The organism is Kitasatospora viridis, from assembly GCF_007829815.1.
GTDB lineage: Bacteria > Actinomycetota > Actinomycetes > Streptomycetales > Streptomycetaceae > Kitasatospora > Kitasatospora viridis.
Window position 1 is genome coordinate 664,794 of sequence record NZ_VIWT01000004.1, and the last position, 18,308, is coordinate 683,101.

Consider the following 18,308-nt stretch of genomic DNA (forward strand, 5'->3'; position numbering starts at 1 on the left):
GACCTCGGCGAGACAGGCGGGGCAACGTAGACAACGTTGTCAAAGGGCGCCAGAATCGAGCCCCCGACCCCCGCCCCTCAAGGAACGACCATGACGCTCCACCAGGCCACCGGCACCCCCGACACGCCCTTGGCGGCCGCGCTGGACATCGGCGGCACCAAGATCGCCGCCGGCCTGGTCAGCGCCACCGGCGAGCTGATCCACCGCCACCAGGTGCCCACCCCCGCCACCGCCGCGGCGCACACCGTCTTCGCCGCCGTCGCCGAGGCCCTGGACGCGCTCACCGGGCACCCGCTCTGGGAGCGGGTCGGCGCGATCGGCGTCGGCAGCGCCGGCCCGGTGGACGCCCGGCGCGGCACCGTCAGCCCCGTCAACATCCCGCACTGGCGCGACTTCCCGCTGGTCGAACAGGTCCGCAAGCAGCCGGGCGTCGGCGAGCGGCCCGTGGTGCTCGGCGGCGACGCCGTCGCGATGGCCGCCGCCGAGCACTGGCGCGGCGCGGCGCGGGAGTACCGCGACGCGCTGTGCATCGTCGTCTCCACCGGCGTCGGCGCCGGGCTGGTCCTCGACGGCCGGGTCCGCCCCGGCCCGAGCGGCAACGCCGGCCACCTCGGCCACATCAGCCTCGACCCCGACGGCGACCCCTGCCCCTGCGGCTCCCGCGGCTGCCTCGAAGGCCTCGCCAGCGGCACCGCGATCGCCCGCCGGGCCCGCGAGGCCGGCTGGCACGCCACCGGCGACGGGAGCGCCGCCGCAGTCGCCGAAGCGGCCCGGGCCGGCGACCCCGTCGCGCTGGCCGCCTTCGACCGTGCCGCCCGCGCCCTCGCCGTCGGCATCGCCAACACCGCCGCCCTGGTCGACCTGGAGGCCGTGGTCATCGGCGGTGGCGTGGCCCAGTCCGGCGAGCTCTTCCTCGCCCCGCTGCGCCGTCACCTCGCCGACTACGCCACGCTCTCGTACACCCGCGACCTCGCGGTGCTGCCCGCCGCGCTCGGCACCGACGCCGGCGTGATCGGCGCCGCCGCCCTCGCCTTCGCGAACGACTGAGCGACGGCCGAGCGGCGGCCACGCGGCGGCTGACCCGGCCTCACCCGTCCAACCTCACCCCACCCGTCCCGTCGGCGAGCGCGCCAGGCGGGGCGGGTTGCGTGTGCGAAAACGTGCAATGTCACCGGTGACATAACGAGAGCGTCTCGATACCCCCCGGACCGTGCGCGAGATCTTGACGCTGCGCGCCACCCTGCGTTTCCTACTGTGACATCTCGTTCGATCCCTGTTGCTTCTGATTGATTGTGTCACCAGGGCCTGTCACCAGGGCCTAGCGGCTCATCCACCCCCAGGAACCCTCATGCACCCCTCCCGCAGCCTGGTCCCCGCCGCAGCGCTGGGCCTGTCCGCAGTCCTCGGACTCACCGCCTGCTCCAGCGGCCAGTCGGGCTCCTCCGCCGACTCCGTCGGCAAGGTGACCGGCAAGATCTCCCTGACCTACCTGCAGAAGCAGGGCGACCAGCAGTACTTCATCGACGAGGCCGCCGGCGCCAAGGCCAAGGCGGCCCAACTCGGCGTCGACCTCAAGGTGGTGAACCTGGGCACCGACGCCAACAGAGCCGTCGGCGAGGCCCAGGCCGCCATCGCCCAGAAGACCAACGGCCTGATCGCCGTGCTGCCGGACCCCTCGGTCGGCCCCCAGGTCGTGCAGAGCGCCCGGGACGCCAAGATCGCCCTGCTCACCTCCGACGACCAGGTCTGCGCCACCGGCCCCGATCCGGCCGGCTGCGCGCACCAGGACCTGCTGCCCCGGGTCGGCTTCAGCGGCGACCAGATGGGCCAGCAGGTCGGCCAGAAGGCCGCCGCGCTCTTCAAGAGCAGCGGCTGGGACCCCTCCGACACCCGGATCATCTCGGCCTGGCAGCAGGACGTGACGGTCTGCAGCGACCGGGTCAAGGCCGCCGACGAGCAGTTCGCCGCCGACGGCACCCGGGTCCAGGTGATCGACGTGCCGACCGACAACACCCCCACCGGCGCCCAGGACAAGGTCGCCGCCACCCTCACCGCCAACCCCGGCGTGAAGCACTGGATCATCTGGGGCTGCAACGACGAGAACGTCCAGGGCGGGGTGACGGCCATGCAGAACGCGGGCATCTCCCCCGACAACATCATCGGCGTCGGCCTGGGCGCCTACCTCGCCTGCAAGGACTGGGCGGCGGGCAAGCCCTCCGGGATGAAGGCGGCGCTGTTCATCAACGGCAAGGACGTCGGCGCGCTCGCCGTGCAGACCATGTACGACAAGCTCAGGAACGGCACCGACTTCCCGCCCGAGACCTTCGCGCCGACCACCATGGTGGACGCGAGCAACTGGCAGTCCTCCGGCATGACCTGCACGTGACGGTGCGCCACTGCGGCCGGCGCGCCCACCCCGCGCGCCGCCGCTGCACCCGCTACCGGCCCACACTCCCCACCGCGCCGCTCCAGCCACCCCAGCCGCCCCCGCGGGCCCGGCACCGCCCGGCCGCCGTCGACCTGGTCCTGTTCACCGTGGTCGGCGCCGCCGCCGTCTTCCACCTGTTCCTCGGCTGAGCCACGGGCCACCCCCTGACCCTCGCCGACCCTCGCCGACTTTCGCCGACGAGCCGGTCCCACCACCGCCTGACCCCGGGTCAGCCCAGCTTGTCGATGACGCCCTTCACCCGCCCCGTGAGCGCGTTCGGCAGCGGCACGTAGCCCGCGCCGGCGATCGCCTGCTGGCCGGCGGCGGAGGCGGTGTAGCCGAGGAATGCCTTCACCGCCGGCAGGGTCGCCGGCTTGTTGCCCTTGTCGCAGACCACCTCGTAGGTGACCAGCACGATCGGGTAGGCGTCGGCCGCCGTGGTGCCGTAGTCGAGCCGGAGCGCGAGGTCGGCGCCGGTGCCCGCCACCGAGGAGGCGGCGATCGTGGTGGCCGCGTCGGCCGCGCTCGCGGCGACCGCCCGGCCGGGCGCGGTGGCGATCTTCGCGGCGTTCAGCTTGTCCTGCTGGGCGTAGGAGAGTTCGACGTAGCCGATCGAGTTCTTCACCCGCTCGACCTGGGCGGAGACGCCCGCGCTCCCGGTGGCCGACTGCCCGCCCTCGCCCTTCCAGGTCTTGTTGCCCGGGGCCGGCCAGGCGCCGCCGGAGGTCGCGGCGAAGTACGAGGTCAGGTTGAAGGTCGTGCCGGAGTCGTCCGAGCGGTGGAAGGAGGTGATGTCGGCGTCCGGGAGTGCGACGCCCGGGTTGAGCGCGGCGATCCGCGAGTCGTTCCACTTCTTGATCTGCGAGTCGAAGATCTTCGCGGTGGTCGCCCCGTCCAGGGTCAGCCCGGTCACCCCGTCGACGTTGAAGACGATCGCCACCAGGCCGCCCACCATCGGCAGGTCGATCCCCTGGCCGCCGGGGCAGGCGGCCTTGGTGGCGGCGGTGTCACCGGCCGTCAGGGCGGCGTCGGTGCCCGCGAAGGCGAGCCGGCCGGCCTCGAACTGCTGGACGCCCGCGCCGGAGCCGCCGCCCCCGTAACTGACGCTCAGTCCGGGGCAGGCGCGCTGGAACTGGTTGCGCCACAGGTCCATGGCCGGCGCCTGCGCCGTCGAGCCGGCGGCGAGCAGGGTGCCCGGGCCGCCGGGGCAGGCGATCGCCCCGCCGCCACCACCGCCCTTGCCGCCGTCGCTGCCGCACCCCGCCAGGGTGAGGACGCCGGCCAGCACCAGCGCACCGCTGTTCGCCACGACCCGGGTGATGCTCTTCACCACGACTCCTCCCCGTCCGGCGACACGCTAGGGGCCGCAGGCGTCCGGCCGCCCGAAGCGGGCGTGAACCAGGGGCAAATGGCGGTCGACCGGACCCGCCCAGATACCCCATGGGGTATTCTCGAAGGCAACAGCACCCCGAAGGAGTCCCTGACATGTGCCGACGCACCACCTGCCGCACCTGCGGAAAGCCCAGCTACGCCGGTTGCGGCATGCACGTCGAGCAGGTCCTGGCCGACGTCCCGCGCGCGCAGCGCTGCCCCGGCGACCACCGGTCCGCGAAGGCCGAGCAGGCGTCGGAGGCGGGGCGCACGGGCCGGGCGGGCTTCTTCCGCAGGCTCTTCGGCCGGGGCTGACCGGGCGCGCACCGAGGCGGTAGAGTCCCCCGAGTACGTACCAAACGTTTGTTATGTACTCATGGAGGAGAAACCCCCGGTGTTCAGCCTGCCCCTGTCCGACGCGCACCCGGCCGAGCTGCGGCCGCTCGAACCCTGCCACGCCGAGGAGTTCCTGGCCCACATGGACCGGGCCCGGGCCAACCTGGACCGGTTCATCGGCTTCGCCTCGGCCAGCACCGACCGCGACTCGGCCCGCGCCACCCTGCAGCGGTACGCCGACCGGGCCGCCGCCGACACCGCCCGGATCTACGGCATCTGGCTGGCCGGCACCCTGGTCGGCGGCGTGATGTACCCGCGCTTCGACGCCGAGCTCGGGGTCGCCGAGATCGGCGTCTGGGCCGAGCCGGCCGGCGAGGGCCTCGGGCTGGTCTCCGCCGGCGTGCGGCACCTGATCGAGTACGCGCTGGTCGAGCGCGGCCTGCACCGCGTCGAGTGGGTGACCAGCAGCGAGAACGCGCGCAGCCGCGCCGTCGCCGAGCGGGCCGGCATGCGGCTGGACGCGGTGCGCCGCTCCGCCTACCCGCACAACGGGGTCCGGCACGACAAGCAGGTCTGGTCGCTGCTCACCGAGGAGTGGCTGGCCTCCGACCAGCGCGCCCGGCACCTGACCCGCGCCGCCTGACTGCCCGACCATCTGACCGCCTGACCGGCTGACCACTGGACCGCCCGGAACCCCGGGTCCCGGGCTGCGGGTGCCGGGCGGCGCGGCACGTGCTTCGCTGCGAGTAAGGGCCCTTCCGCCCGATCGACGCAGCACCCGGACGGCGCAATCCCAGGAGGCCGCCATGGACCGCAGGCACGACGGCGGCACGCACGGACCCGGCCGCGCCGGCTCCACCGGTTGCCAGGCGGTCGCACCCGTGCCGGTGCCCTGGCTCTGCCGCTGGCAGTCCGCCGACCGGGCCGACCATCCGGCCGGTGTCACCCGGACGGCGGACAACACGGCCCGGCGACACGCCCCGGAGGGTTACCGCTACTGCGTCTACCCCCGCCCCGGGCAGCAGGTCTGGGAGAACTGAGCCCAGCAGCCGCACCCCGCCCCGCCGGAGGCCAGCATGAGCCCCACCCCTCCCCCGAGCACCACCCGGAGCACGGACGCGGACGACGCGCGCTCCGAGGCCGAGCGGATCGAGCGGCGCCGCTGGCAGGCGCTGGCCGTCTGCCTCCTGGTCGGCTTCATGAGCCTGCTCGACGTCTCGATCGTGAACGTCGCGCTGCCCTCGATCGAGCAGGGCCTGCGGGCCTCTCCGGCCGACCTCTCCTGGGTGCTCTCCGGCTACGCGCTGACCTTCGGCCTGACCCTGATCCCGGCCGGGGTGCTCGGCGACTTCTGGGGGCGGCGCACCGCCTTCCTGGCCGGGCTGGCGCTCTTCACGGTCGCCTCGGGCGCCTGCGGGCTGGCGCCGAGCGCGACCGCGCTGGTGGTGTCCCGGCTGGTGCAGGGCATGGCGAGCGGCCTACTCGGGCCGCAGATCTCCGGGCTGATCCAGGAGATGTTCAGCGGCGCGGTGCGGGCCCGGGCGTTCGGCTACTTCGGCACCACGGTCGGCCTGGCCACCGCCGTCGGGCCGCTGGCGGGCGGTCTGCTGATCAACGCGGCCGGGGCGCACGACGGTTGGCGCTGGGTGTTCTTCGTCAACCTGCCGATCGGCGTGGTCGCGTTCGCGCTGGCGCTCAAGCTGATCCCGACCCGGGGCCGGGCCGTCGAGGCGGTGCTGGAACGGCGGATCGACCTGGTGGGCGTGGGGCTGCTGGCGGCCGGCCTGCTGGCGATCCTGCTGCCGCTGGTGCAGGAGCAGCAGTGGCAGGGCGACACCAAGTGGCTGCTGATCCCGCTCGGGCTGGTGCTGCTGTCCGTGTTCGTCGTCTGGGAGCGGCGCTGCCGCACCCCGCTGGTGGACCTGACGCTGTTCCGACTGCGGTCCTACACCTTCGGCACCCTGCTCGGGCTGCTCTACTTCGCCGGGTTTACCACGATCTTCTTCATCTTCACGCTCTACCTGCAGCGCGGGCTGGGGTACACCGCCCTCCAGGCGGGCGCGGCGATCACGCCGTTCGCGCTGGGTTCGGCGGTCTCGGCCGCGCTCGGCGGGCGGCTGGTCAGCCGGCACGGCCGGCTGGTGATCATCGTCGGCCTGGTCACGGTGATCATCGGGACGGCGTTCGCGGCGTTCGCCGTGCACCTGGTGCCGGGGCACGGCGCGGCGCTCGCGACGGCCGCGCCGCTGCTGGTGGCCGGGATCGGCTCGGGCCTGGTGATCGCGCCGAACCAGAGCCTGGCGCTGGCCTGTGTCCCGGTGGCCCGGGCGGGCACGGCCGGCGGGATCCTGCAGACCGCCCAGCGGCTGGGCACCGCGACCGGCGTGGCCTGCGTGGGCGCCGTCTTCTTCGCACACCTGGCGGCGCACGGCAGTTGGGCGGGGGCGTTCCAGCTCGGGGTGCTGGTGGCGCTCGGCTTCGAGCTGGCGGCGCTGGTCTGCGCGCTCGCCGACTTCCGCTCGCGCCGTCACCAGTGAGCGCCTGACGGTCCGAGGCGGCGTCAGACCATGTCGAGCGGCCGGTGCGGCCCGGCCGGCAGCTCGATCCGGATGTCGTCATCGGGCCGGACCTCGCCGCCCTCGCGGACCACGCCCATGATCCCGGCCCGGCGCACCACCGCGCCCCGCTCGTCGCGGTGGACCACCTGCTTCAGCAGACCGGGCTGGAAGGCGTCGATCTGCGCGCAGGGGTTGCGCAGGCCGGTCACCTCGACCACCGCGGTCGGGCCGATGTGCAGCAGGGTGCCGACCGGCAGGCCGAGCAGGTCGACGCCGGTGGTGGTGATGTTCTCGCCGAGGTCGCCGGGCCGGACGGTGAAGCCGGCCCCGGCGACCTCGGTGAAGAGTTCCTCGTGGATCAGGTGGACCTGACGCAGGTTCGGCACGGTCGGGTCCCGCAGGATCCGGGAGCGGTGCTTGACCGTGACCCCGGCGTGCACGTCGCCCGCCACCCCGAGGCCGGCCAGCAGCGTGATCGCCGGCCGGTTCGGCTTGGTGAAGGCGTACTCGCCGTTGCTGCTGACCGCCCTGACCGTGCCGCCCATCGAGACCCCCTCAACCCGAACATCCGTCCGGGCCGGAGTCTACGCCCCGGCTACCCGGTGACCAGGTCGGCGGTGATGGCCCAGCGCTCGTGGTCGCGCCAGGCGCCGTCGATGAACAGCATGTCCGGCGACACGCCCTCCAGCCGGAAGCCGAGCCGCTTGGCCACCGCGATCGAGCCGGTGTTGGCCGGCTGCACGTTGATCTCCAGCCGGTGCAGCCCGAGGGTGTCGAAGGCGTGCCGCAGCAGCAGGCCGACGCCCTCGGTGACCAGGCCGCGCCCGGAGACGAAGGCGCCGTAGCCGAGCGTCCCGTTCTGGAAGGCGTTGCGGACGATGTTGCTGATCGAGACGTAGCCGACCAGCTCGTCGGTCTCCGGGAGGCAGATCACGAAGCCCTGCCGCACCTCGTGGTCGGCGAACCGGGCCAGCAGGGCGTCGAACTCCTCGTCGGTGCGGGCCAGCGAGATCCAGGGGTGGTGCAGTTCGCGGTTCTCCTGGGCGAGCCGGGTGAACTCGGCCCGGTCGGCGGGCGTCAGGTGGCGGATGGCGACGCGGTCACCGCGTTGGAAGTAGTCGATGGACATCGGGCGATGCTAGCCCCGGGCGGTTGCGCCGCTCACCGGGTTTTCCGGGGCTCCCCCGCCGCGCGGCGCGGGTCGGGGCGGACCCGTCCCCTGTTCGGGTCCGCCCCGAGACTGTCGCGCCGGGCGACCGGCCGGTGCAGGTCAGCGCGCCTCCCCCGTGGACGCGCCCCCGGTGACCCGCACCGCCGCCAAGATGATGCTGATTCCGCGACGCCCCTGCCAGAGGGGAACGCGTGTGTGTGACAATCACACACACCGTCAGCCGCCTGAGCTGCGGTGTGTGTCGCCGTTACAGAACAGCGGTGACGCACGGGACACCGGTGTCGCGCTGGTCCGGAGGGATTGGTCTTGCCGTACTGGACTGCGCTGCCCGACGGGCTGGAGCCCGCCGAGCGGCAGCTGGTGGAGCGGCTGCGCGCCCTCAAGGACGAGCGGCAGCTGACGCTGAAGCAGTTGGAGGGTCTGACCCACTACAGTCACGCCTCCTGGCAGCGCTGGCTGAACGGCCGGCGCCCGATCACCCGGGAGGCGCTGGAATCCCTGATCGGCGCGCTCGACGTGGACGGCACCGGGCTGCGGCAGCTGTTCCACGCGGCACAGCCCGCCGACGAGGAGCCGCAAGCGCCGCGGGCCGAACGGACCGAGCACGCACAGGAGCCGGACGAACCGCCCGCGCCGCCCGCGACACCCGGGACACCCGCGCGTGACACCGCCCCGTGCCAACTGCCCGCCGACACCCGCGCCTTCACCGGTCGCACCCGGGAGCTCGCCGACCTGCTCGACCGCGCCCGGGAGGCCGCCGGCGGCGGCCCCGACGGGCCCGTGGTGGTCTGCGCGATCGACGGGATGGGCGGCGTCGGCAAGTCCGCGCTGGCGGTGCACGCCGCCCACCGGGTCCGCCGGCACTTCCCGGACGGCCAGCTCTTCATCGACCTGCACGGCCACACCGACCTGGAGCCGGTCAGCGCGGCCGACGCGCTGGACTGGCTGCTGCGCTCGCTCGACGTCCCGGCCCAGACGATCCCCGCCGACCAGGACCAGCGGGCCGCGCTCTACCGCGAGCGGCTGGCCGGCACCCGGACCCTGATCGTGCTGGACAACGCGATCGGCGCCGCCCAGATCCGCCCGCTGCTGCCCGGCCTGCCCGGCTGCCTGGTGCTGGTCACCAGCCGCAAGCGCCTCACCGGCCTGGACGACGCACACTCCGTCAGCCTCGCCACCCTGCCGCCGGACGAGGCCGCCGGCCTGCTGCTGGACGTCGCCGGGCTCACCCGGCTCTCCCCGGACGCGCCGGCGATCCGCGCCGCCGTCGGCCTGTGCGGGAACCTGCCGCTGGCCCTGCGGATCGTCGCGGCCCGGCTGCGGCACCGGGGCGTGCAGGCGGTCGACGGGCTGGTCGCCCGGCTGCACGACGAGAACGCCCGGCTGGTCACGCTGCAGGACGAGGACCGCAACCTGGCGGCCGTCTTCGAGGCCTCCTACGGCGCGCTGCCGGCCGCCGAGCAGCGGCTCTTCCGCCTGCTCGGCCAGCTGCCCGGCACCGAGTTCGACGTCTGGACCGCCGCCAACCTGGCCGGCACCGACCTCTGGGAGGGCGAGCGGCTGCTCGACTCGCTGCTGGACCACAACCTGCTGATCCAGCACGCCCCGGAGCGCTACCACTTCCACGACCTGGTCCGGCTGTACGCCCGGACGCTGGCCGAGCTCGACCCGCCGGCCGAGCGCGCCGCCGCGCTGGACCGGCTGCTCGGCTACTACGTGCACACCGCGCGGCAGGCCGACCGCCACCTGAACCGGTTCACCCGCCCCGGCCTGCCCGCCGCCCTGCCCGCCGGCCCGCCGGTCGGCCCCGAACTGCCGGACCGCGCCGCCGCCTTGGACTGGCTGCGGGCCGAGCAGGAGAACCTGCTGACCCTCGTCCGGCACGCCCGCGCGCACCAGCGCCCGGACGCGGCCGGCGCGCTCACCGGCGAGCTGAGCGTCTTCCTGCGCTTCGAGGGCCGCTGGCAGGAGTGCGTCAGCCTGCAACGGGCGGTGATCACCACCGCGCGGGAGACCGGGGACGGCTGGGCCGAGGCGAACGCGCTGTGCGACATCAGCCGGATCAGCCTGGTGAGCGGCGACTTCCCGCAGGCCGTCGAGGCCTGCGAGCTGGCGCTGGCCGTCTACCTGGGGCTCGGCGACCGGCTGGGCGAGGCCAACGCCCTGCACGAGCTCGGCCGGGTGCGGTACCTGACCGGCGAGTTCGAGAGCATGGCCGAGGTGCACGGGCGGGCGCTGGCCCTCTACCGCGACCTCGGGGACCGGCGCGGGCAGGCCAACACCCTGCACGAGCTGGGCAGTCGGGCCGTGCTGGTGGGCGACTACGCGGCGGCGGCCACCCTGCTCCAGGAGGCCATGGCGATCCACCGCGAACTGGACGACCCGCTGGGCCGGGCGCACGTGCTGGTCCAACTGGGCCGCACCACCCACTCCACCGGCGACTCGGCCGCCGCGGCCGACATGCTGGCCGGCGCCGTGGCCACCTACCAGGAGCTGGGCCTGCGCCAGGGCGAGGCCTCCGCGGCCAAGGACCTGGGCACGGTGCTGCGGGCGACCGGCGACCACCAGGCCGCGGCCGAGTTGCAGGAGCGGTCGCTGCGGATCTACCGGGAGCTCGGCAACCGCCACGGCATCGCCGGCGCGACCGAGGAGCTCGGCCTGGCCCGGCTCGCGGCCGGCGAACTCGCCCCTGCCACCGAGCTGTTGGAGGCGGCCGTCGCGATCTTCCAGGAACTCGGCGCCCAGCAGGCCGGGGCGAACGCGCTGACCGCCCTGGCCCGGGCCCGGCACCGGCTCGGCGAGCACGGCTCGTCCGAGGCACTGCTGGAGCGCAGCCTGGCGACCCACCGGACGATCGGCGACCACCACGGCGAGGCCCAGGCCCTGCTCGGACTGGCCGAGGTGCGCACCGACTCCACCGGCCCGCGGGTCGGCCTGCCGCTGTACCGGGAGGCCCACGCGATGGCGCAGCGGATCGGCAGCCCGGCCGACGAGGCCCGGGCCCTGGACGGCGCGGCCCACTGCCTGGAACTGCTCGGTGACGGAGCCGCCGCGATCGCCGCCCTGCGCGAGGCCGTGACGCTCTACCAGCGCACCAATCCGAGCCTCGCGGTCTCGGCGGCGCTGCGCCTGGCCGGCCTGGAGCATGCGAACTGACGACGCGTCAGTTGATCCGGTCTCAGTAGAAGGCGGCCCGGACCCGCCGCAGCCAGGCCTCGGCCGCCCGCTCGTCCGGGTACTCCGGCAGCACCCCCGGCTTGCTGAACTCCTGCTCGGCGCGGGCCAGGCGGGTCTCCCCGACGGTGGGGTCGGCGACCATCCGGACGGCCTCGGCGCGGATCGCCGCCGGGTCGGGCAGCCGCACCTCCAGGGTGCCGGTGCGGTGCAGGCCGGTGCCCTGGCGCAGCAGCCGCAGCACGTGGCGGGCGTGCTTCTCGCTGCGGCGGCGGGCCTCCTCGTCGAGCGGGCCGCGCTCGGCCCGGGAGCGCAACTTGCGGACCTGCTGGGCGGCGTAGCCGAGGTAGGCGCCGCGGACCGCACCGGCGGAGAGGAAGGAGGCGCGGATGCCGATCAGTTCGTCGCCGAGCGGGGTGCGCCGCTCGTAGAGCTCGGTCGGCAGCCAGGCCAGCTCGGTCGCGGTGGGGTTGCAACCCAGCGCCAGCCGGCACCACTTGGCGGCCTCGTGCATGGTGCGGTCGGGCCGGCTGGTGACCTGGGACTCGGCCGGCCGGTGCAGGCCGTGCAACTCCTCGGTGGGCACGGCGAACAGGCCGAGCCGGTCGAGGTCGGAGCCGGCGTGCGCCAGGCCGTAGGCGGTGGAGCCGACGATGCCGCTGAGCAGGACGTGCACGATGACGGCGCTCCTTCGCGTCCGGTGGGTGGCGGTGCCGAGGATCGTAGGCCGCCACCCGGGCGGTGCGCCAAGGGTTTCCGTGGCGGTCAGTGGCTCTGCTCGACGGGGCTCTCGTCGACGGCCCTGCTCTCGTCGGCAGCGTTCACCTCGGCTGTGGTCCCCTTCGCGCTGGTCCCCTTCGCGCCGGAGCGGTGGGCCAGCCGCTGGGAGGCGTGCCGCCCGCGGGCCTCCACCGGCAGCATGCCCGTGGCGCCGGCCAGGCCGAACGGCGGCATGTCGAAGTAGATCGACTCGTAGCCGCCCTCCGGCACGATGTAGGTCTCGTGCCAGAGCCCCACGTGCTGGCGGGCCTTGCCGGCCTTCACCTTGCGGTTGGCGAAGGCCCACACCGTGCGGTGGAACCCCTCCTGGGCGTAGGTGTAGAGCTTCTCCTTGGACTCCCAGTACTGGACCACGTAGTAGGTGCGCGGCGAGGCGGTGAGCAGGACCCGGCCGCGCAGCCCGCGTTCGGGGGCCCGGCGCAGTTCGGCCAGCATCTTGAGCATCGAGAAGAACACCGGCCCCCAGTGGTGCACGGCCCAGAAGTGGTTGATCCGCATGCCGATCAGCACCACCACCGTGTCGCCGGTGGCACCGGCCGTGGTGTAGCCCGGCTCCGGCTTGGCGAACATCGATCCCTTGGACACGCCGACCTCCCCGTCACGCTGATGTAATCGGTGATTACATCAGCGTGGTGACATTCCGTCAATAAGCGTCACACGGTCAATTCGGCCCTGTTCAGCCGATATTGGCGACGCCGTACCCGAACGTGTCGATCACCTGCACGGCCAGCTGCTCGGCCTGGTCGGTCGGCAGGTACCCGTCCACGATCATCTGCACCAGCCCGTACACCAACGCCTGCCCGGCCAGCGCGACCAGCGCCGGGTCGCCCGGGCGCAGCCGGCCGTGTTCCTGGTCGGTCACGATCACCTCGGCGAACAGCTTGTCGATGCCGTCGAGTTGCTCGCGCAGCGCGGGCTCCCGGGTCGCCGCGAAGACCCGCGAGCGGACCAGCTCGAAGCGGTGCGGGTGGCGGATCGCGTACCGCACGACGCCGATCCCGACCGCCCGCAGCGCCGCCAGCTCGACCTCCGCCGCCGCCAGCTGGGCCTGCTGCCAGGACACGAAGTCGGCCAGCACCCGGTCCGCGAGCGCCGTCAGCAGCGCCTGCCGGTCCGGGAAGTGACGGAACGGCGCGCCTGCCGAGACCCCGGCCCGGCGGGCCACCTCCCGCATCGTCACCTTCGCCTGCCCGTGCTCGTCCAGCAGCTCGAAGGCCGCGGCGACCAGCGCCTGCGGCAGTGATCCGTGGTGGTACGAGTCGCGCCCGCCATGCCGTTCCGTCATGGCAGCAGTGCTATCACAGCCGCCCGGGCGGGTCAGCCGGGGTCGCGCGCACCGGCACCGGGTGGTCGGTGCCGGTGCGCGCGGACGGGCGGACAGCCGGTGAACGGAAGGCTGGTGAACGGACGACCGGTCAGCGCAGGCTGCGCCGGCGGATCGTCAGGAACGCGGTGCCGAGGGTGAGCAGCAGGGTCACTCCGAGGAGCAGCAGCCGGGAGTCGGGCGAGCCGGTCTTGGGGAGCGGCCCCGGCGTGGGCCGCACCGTCGGGCTCGGGCTGGGGGTCGGGCTCGGCTGCGGCGGGACCACGGTGATGCCGGTCCGGCCGCCGCCGAAGCAGTTGTCCGAGAGCTGGCCGTCGGCCGGGCAGTTGGTGCCGCCGCCGGTCGAGGTCACCCGGTTGAGCAGCCGCTTGCCGCCCGCGTCCGCCCGCACGGTGAAGGTGTACCGCAGGGTCACGGTCTCTCCGGGGCGGATGTCGCCGGTCCAACTGAGCCTGGGCTGCTGGTAGGAGAGGGTGCCGGTGGTGGCGGTCGCGTCGCCGTTGTAGGCGGCCGCGTCCAGCACGCCGGTGAAGTCGTCGACCAGCACCGCGTCGTGGTAGGTGCCGCTGGCGTGGTTGGTGGCGGTGACGGTGTAGGTCACCGTGTCACCGGGCCGGGGGTCGGTCGGACCGACCTGCTTGTTCACCCGCAGGTCGGGCTCGACGGTGATGGGTTCGGTCGGGCTGGCCACCGCCGTGCGGGCGGACGCGGAGGGGTCGGGGCCGCCGGTCACCACGGCCGTGTTGGTCGGGACCGAGGTGGCGTCGGGGTCGAGCGTGCCGGTCAGGGTCCAGCCGGCGGTCTGACCCGGCGTCAGCTCGACGGCCGGGCAGGTCGCGAGGCCGTCGGCGATCGGGCAGCTGCTGCCGTCCGCGTCGGCGGTCATCGCCGCGTCCAGCACCCCGTCCGGGACCCGGTCCGTCACCACGACCGAACGGGCGACTGAGGGGCCGTGGTTGGTGACGGTGACCCGCCAGGCGATCGGCTGTCCGGCGACCACCGGGCTGGTCAGCAGCACCTTGGCGATGCTGAGGGTGGCCCGCAGCGAGGGGGCGGCGGTCGGGCTGGCCACCGCCGTGTGCGCGGAGGCCGACGGGTCCGGACCACCGGTCACCACGGCCGTGTTGGCCGGCGTGCTGGTCGCGTTCGGGTCCAGAGTGCCGGACAGGGTCCAGGTCAGGGTCTGGCCGACCGGGATCTCCACCGCCGGGCAGGTTGCCGTGCCGCTCGCGATCGGGCAGGCCGTACCGTCGGCGGCCGTCAGGGTCGCGCCGTCCACGCCGGCCGGGATCCGGTCGCTCACCACGACGTTCCGGGCCCGCGAGGGACCGTGGTTGGTCACGGTGATCCGCCACTCGATCGGGCCGCCGGCCACCACCGGGTCGGTGACCAGGATCTTGGCGACGCTCAGCCTGGCCTCCACGACGGTGCCGCCGCTGGGGCTGGCCACCGCCGTGTGGGCGGAGGCGGTGGGGTCCGGACCGCCGGTCACCACGGCCGTGTTGGTCGGGATCTCGGTGGCGTTCGGGTCCAGCGTGCCGGACACCGTCCAGGCCATGGTCCGGCCGACCGGGATCTCCACCGCCGGACAGGTCGCCGTACCGCTCGTGATCGGGCAGGCCGTGCCGTCGGCGGCGGTCATCGAGGCGCCGGTCACGTCGGCCGGGATCCGGTCCGTCACCACGACGTTCCGGGCCTGCGAGGGACCGTGGTTGGTGACGGTGACCCGCCACTCGATCCGCGCGCCCGGGACCACCGGGTCGGTCACCAGCACCTTGGCCACCGTCAGCGCCGCCTGCTGGACCGGGGAACCGCTCGCGGAGGCCACCGCCGTGTGCGCGGAGGCCGACGGATCCGGACCACCGGTCACCACGGCGGTGTTGGTCGGCGTGCTGGTCGCACCCGGATCCAGGGTGCCGGTCAGCGTCCAGGTCAGGGTCGAGCCGGCCGGGATCTCGACGGCGGGGCAGGTCGCGGTGCCGCCGGTGACCGGGCAGTCGGTGCCGTCGGCGTCGGCCGTCAGCGCGGCGTTCAGCACACCGGCGGGCACCTGGTCGGCGACCACCACGTCACGCGCCCGGGACGGACCGTTGTTGGTGACGCTGATCCGCCACTGGATCCGCTGCCCCGGCACCACCGGGTTCGTCAGCAGCACCTTGGCGACCGTCAGACTCGCCCGCATGGACGGGGAGTTGGTCGGGCTGGCCACGGCGGTGTGCGCGGACGCGCTCGGGTCGGGGCCGCCGGTCACCGTGACGGTGTTGCCGGGGGTCACCGTGGCGTTCGGGTCAAGGGTGCCGGTCAGCGTCCAGCTCGCCGACCCGCCCGCGGGGATCTCCACCGCCGGGCAGCGGGCCGTGCCGCCCGTCACGGGGCAACTGGCGCCACCGGCATCGGCGTTCATCGACGCGTCCAGCACACCGGCGGGCACCTGGTCGGTGACCACCACGTCGCGGGCGCGGGACGGACCGTTGTTGGTCACCGTCACCCGCCACTGGATCCGCTGCCCCGGCACCACCGGGTCGGTCAGCAGCACCTTGCTGACCGTCAGACTCGCCTGCGGCGAGGGCGAGTTGGTCGGGCTGGCAACGGCCGTGCGCACAGAGGCGGACGGGTCCGGACCGCCGGTGACCGTCGCGGTGTTGGTCGGCGTGACGGTGGCGTCGGGGTCGAGGGTGCCGGTCACCGTGTAGCTGTACGACTGGCCCACGCTCAGCTCGACCGCCGGGCAGGTGGCCGTCCCGGCGCTGATCGGGCAGGGGCTGCCGTCCTCGACGGAGGCCATCGTCGCGCCCGAGACACCGGCCGGGATCCGGTCGGTCACGACGACGTTCCGGGCCCGGGAGGGTCCGTTGTTGGTGACGGTGACCCGCCACTGGATCTGCCGCCCCGGCACCACCGGGTCGGTGACCAGTGCCTTGCTCAGCGTCAGGTTGGCCTGCGGCGAAGGGGAGTTGGTGGGTGAGGCGACGGCCGTGTGCGCGGAGGCGCTCGGGTCCGGGCCGCCGGTCACGACCACCGTGTTGCTCGGCGTGACGGTCGCGTCCTGGGCCAGCGTGCCGGTGAGCGTGAAGTCCGCGGTGGCGCCGACCGCGATCGTGACCGGCGGGCAGGTGGCGACGCCGTTCGTGATCGGGCAGGCGGCGCGGGTGCTGTCCGGCGAGAGCACGGCACCGACGACACCGTCCGGGATGCGGTCGCTGACCACCACGCCACGGGCCTGGCTCGGACCGTGGTTGGTGACGCTGATCCGCCAGGCGATCGGCTGCCCCGGCACCACCGGATCGGTCAGCAGCACCTTGCTGACCGTCAGGCTCGCGCGCGGACTGGCCGACTCGGACGGGTGCGCGGTCGCGGTCCGGGCCGAGGCACTCGGGTCCGGGCCGCCGGTGACGGTGGCCGTGTTGGTGGGCACGTCGGTCGCGGCCGGGTCGAGGGTGCCGCTGACGGTGTAAGAGACCGAGCCGCCGGACGGGATCTCGACGGCGGGGCAGGTCGCCGTGCCGGCGCTGATCGGGCAGGCCGAGCCGTCGGCGTCCGCCGTCATGCTCGGGCCGTCCACCATGGGCGGGATCGGGTCGGTGACGACCACATTGCGGGCCCGGGACGGACCGTTGTTGGTCACCGTCACCCGCCACTGGATCCGCTGACCCGGCACCACCGGACTGGTGAGCAGCATCTTGGAGATGCTCAGGTTGGCCCGGAGCACCGGCGACCCGCTGGGCGAGGCGACGGCCGTGTGCACGGAGGCGCTGGGGTCCGGACCGCCGGTGACGGTCGCCGTGTTGGCCGGAGTGGTGGTCGCGTTCGGGTCGAGGATGCCGGTCAGGGTGTAGGAGTGGCTCTCGCCGACGGCCAGTTCGATCGCCGGGCAGGTGGCGATGCCGCTGGCGATCGGGCAGGCCGAGGCGTCGGCGTCCGACTGGAGGACGGCGCCGGTGACTCCGTCGGGCACGCGGTCGCTGACGACCACGTTGCGGGCACGGGACGGACCGTTGTTGGTCACGGTGACCCGCCACTGGATCCGCTGGCCGGGGACCACCGGGTCGGTCAGCAGCACCTTACTCAGAGTCAGATTGGCCTGCGGGGAAGGCGAGTTGGTCGGGCTGGCAACGGCCGTGCGCACGCTGGCACTCGGGTCCGGGCCACCGGTGACCGTCGCCGTGTTGGTCGGGGTCACGGTCGCGTCCTGGGCGAGGGTGCCGGTCAGGGTGTACGACCGGCTCTCCCCGACGGCCAGTTCGATCGCCGGGCAGGTGGCGATGCCGTTGGCGATCGGGCAGGACGTACCGTCGGCGGCGCTCATCGTCGCACCGGTGACACCGTCGGGCACCCGGTCGGCGACCACCACGTTCCGGGCGCGGGACGGACCGTCGTTGGTCACGGTGACCCGCCACTGGATCTGCTGACCCGGGACGACCGGATCGGTCAGCAGCGACTTCGAGAGGGACAGGCTCGCCTGCTGCGACGGCGAGCTGGAGGGCGAGGCCACGGCGGTGTGGACACTGGCCGAGGGGTCGGGCCCGCCGGTGACGGTCACCGTGTTGGTCGGGGTGACCGTGGCGTCCTGGGCGAGCGTGCCGGTCAGCGTCCAGGTCGCACTCTGGCCGGCGGGGATCTCCACTGCGGGGCAGGTCGCCGTGCCGTTGGCGATCGGGCAAGGCGTGCCATCGGCGGCCGCCATGGACGGATTGAGCACGCCCGCCGGGACGGGGTCCGTCACGACCACGTTGCGGGCGCGGGACGGGCCGTTGTTGGTGACGGTGACGCGCCACTGGATCTGCTGGCCGGGGACCACCGGGTCGGTCAGCAGCACCTTGCTGACCGCCAGGTTCGCCTGCGGCGACGGCGAGTTGGAGGGCGAGGCCACGGCCGTGTGCGCGGAGGCGGAGGGATCGGGGCCACCGGTGACCGTGACGGAGTTCACCGGTGTGCTGGTCGCGTTCGGGTCGAGCGTGCCGGTCAGCGTCCAGGTCGCGCTCTGGCCGGCCGGGATCTCCACCGCCGGGCAGGTCGCCGTACCGTTCGCGATCGGGCAGGCCGTGCCGTCCGAGGCCGCCATGGACGGGTTCAGCACGCCCGCCGGAACGGCGTCGCTCACCACCACATTGCGAGCGCGGGACGGACCGTTGTTGACCACGGTAACCCGCCACTGGATCTGCTGAC

The 18,308-nt window shown here is 73.9% G+C and carries 15 protein-coding genes; 8 read left to right on the forward strand and 7 right to left on the reverse strand.

Annotation, left to right across the window (positions count from 1 at the left end; all coding sequences use genetic code 11):
* Positions 1-90: 90 nt before the first annotated feature.
* The 3 genes from FHX73_RS36600 (at position 91) to FHX73_RS36610 (ending at position 2,577) form a co-directional block, all read left to right on the forward strand.
* Positions 91-1,047 (forward strand): ROK family protein, encoded by a 957-nt coding sequence (locus tag FHX73_RS36600; protein WP_145910308.1) that lies wholly within the window; start codon positions 91-93, stop codon positions 1,045-1,047.
* Positions 1,048-1,348: 301 nt separating this feature from the next.
* Positions 1,349-2,386: a substrate-binding domain-containing protein gene (locus FHX73_RS36605; RefSeq protein ID WP_145910309.1), complete on the forward strand. Its 1,038-nt coding sequence runs from the start codon at positions 1,349-1,351 to the stop codon at positions 2,384-2,386.
* Entirely contained in the window at positions 2,383-2,577 is a 195-nt protein-coding gene (locus FHX73_RS36610) for a hypothetical protein (protein ID WP_145910310.1), read from the forward strand. The genes FHX73_RS36605 and FHX73_RS36610 overlap by 4 nt, the downstream gene beginning before the upstream one ends.
* Before the next feature lie 80 nt (positions 2,578-2,657).
* On the opposite strand, the gene pstS is transcribed toward FHX73_RS36610, so the two are convergent.
* On the reverse strand, positions 2,658-3,758 hold the full coding sequence (pstS, locus tag FHX73_RS36615; RefSeq protein WP_246214101.1) for a phosphate ABC transporter substrate-binding protein PstS: 1,101 nt from the start codon (positions 3,756-3,758) through the stop codon (positions 2,658-2,660).
* Positions 3,759-3,913: 155 nt separating this feature from the next.
* Here pstS and FHX73_RS36620 point away from each other — a divergent pair, with 155 nt between their 5' ends.
* The 4 genes from FHX73_RS36620 to FHX73_RS36635 all read left to right on the forward strand — a co-directional run bounded on the left by FHX73_RS36620 (position 3,914) and on the right by FHX73_RS36635 (position 6,672).
* The gene (locus FHX73_RS36620; protein ID WP_145910312.1) at positions 3,914-4,114 is read left to right on the forward strand and encodes a hypothetical protein; all 201 of its coding nucleotides are present in this window, start codon (positions 3,914-3,916) and stop codon (positions 4,112-4,114) included.
* A gap of 79 nt (positions 4,115-4,193) precedes the next feature.
* On the forward strand, positions 4,194-4,778 hold the full coding sequence (locus FHX73_RS36625) for a GNAT family N-acetyltransferase (RefSeq protein WP_145910382.1): 585 nt from the start codon (positions 4,194-4,196) through the stop codon (positions 4,776-4,778).
* A 163-nt stretch (positions 4,779-4,941) separates the two neighbouring features.
* Positions 4,942-5,175, forward strand: coding sequence for a hypothetical protein (locus tag FHX73_RS36630; protein ID WP_145910313.1), 234 nt, complete (start codon positions 4,942-4,944; stop codon positions 5,173-5,175).
* Positions 5,176-5,211: 36 nt separating this feature from the next.
* A complete protein-coding gene (locus tag FHX73_RS36635; protein WP_145910314.1) occupies positions 5,212-6,672 on the forward strand; it encodes an MFS transporter in 1,461 nt (486 codons plus the stop codon).
* A 23-nt stretch (positions 6,673-6,695) separates the two neighbouring features.
* Here FHX73_RS36635 and FHX73_RS36640 read toward each other — a convergent pair whose 3' ends face one another.
* Both FHX73_RS36640 and FHX73_RS36645 read right to left on the reverse strand, forming a co-directional pair.
* The gene (locus FHX73_RS36640) at positions 6,696-7,238 is read right to left on the reverse strand and encodes an MOSC domain-containing protein (protein ID WP_145910315.1); all 543 of its coding nucleotides are present in this window, start codon (positions 7,236-7,238) and stop codon (positions 6,696-6,698) included.
* A 50-nt stretch (positions 7,239-7,288) separates the two neighbouring features.
* On the reverse strand, positions 7,289-7,822 hold the full coding sequence (locus tag FHX73_RS36645; protein ID WP_145910316.1) for a GNAT family N-acetyltransferase: 534 nt from the start codon (positions 7,820-7,822) through the stop codon (positions 7,289-7,291).
* A 348-nt stretch (positions 7,823-8,170) separates the two neighbouring features.
* Here FHX73_RS36645 and FHX73_RS36650 point away from each other — a divergent pair, with 348 nt between their 5' ends.
* Entirely contained in the window at positions 8,171-11,020 is a 2,850-nt protein-coding gene (locus FHX73_RS36650; protein WP_170305243.1) for an ATP-binding protein, read from the forward strand.
* A 22-nt stretch (positions 11,021-11,042) separates the two neighbouring features.
* Here the strand turns inward: FHX73_RS36650 and FHX73_RS36655 are convergent, their stop codons facing one another.
* The 4 genes from FHX73_RS36655 to FHX73_RS36670 form a co-directional block, all read right to left on the reverse strand.
* Positions 11,043-11,714: a nucleotidyltransferase domain-containing protein gene (locus tag FHX73_RS36655; protein WP_145910318.1), complete on the reverse strand. Its 672-nt coding sequence runs from the start codon at positions 11,712-11,714 to the stop codon at positions 11,043-11,045.
* Positions 11,715-11,803: 89 nt separating this feature from the next.
* Positions 11,804-12,388: a DUF4188 domain-containing protein gene (locus FHX73_RS36660; protein ID WP_145910383.1), complete on the reverse strand. Its 585-nt coding sequence runs from the start codon at positions 12,386-12,388 to the stop codon at positions 11,804-11,806.
* A 106-nt stretch (positions 12,389-12,494) separates the two neighbouring features.
* Positions 12,495-13,103: a TetR/AcrR family transcriptional regulator gene (locus FHX73_RS36665; protein WP_145910319.1), complete on the reverse strand. Its 609-nt coding sequence runs from the start codon at positions 13,101-13,103 to the stop codon at positions 12,495-12,497.
* A 130-nt stretch (positions 13,104-13,233) separates the two neighbouring features.
* Positions 13,234-18,300, reverse strand: coding sequence for a DUF7927 domain-containing protein (locus tag FHX73_RS36670; RefSeq protein ID WP_281292778.1), 5,067 nt, complete (start codon positions 18,298-18,300; stop codon positions 13,234-13,236).
* Positions 18,301-18,308 lie beyond the last annotated feature (8 nt).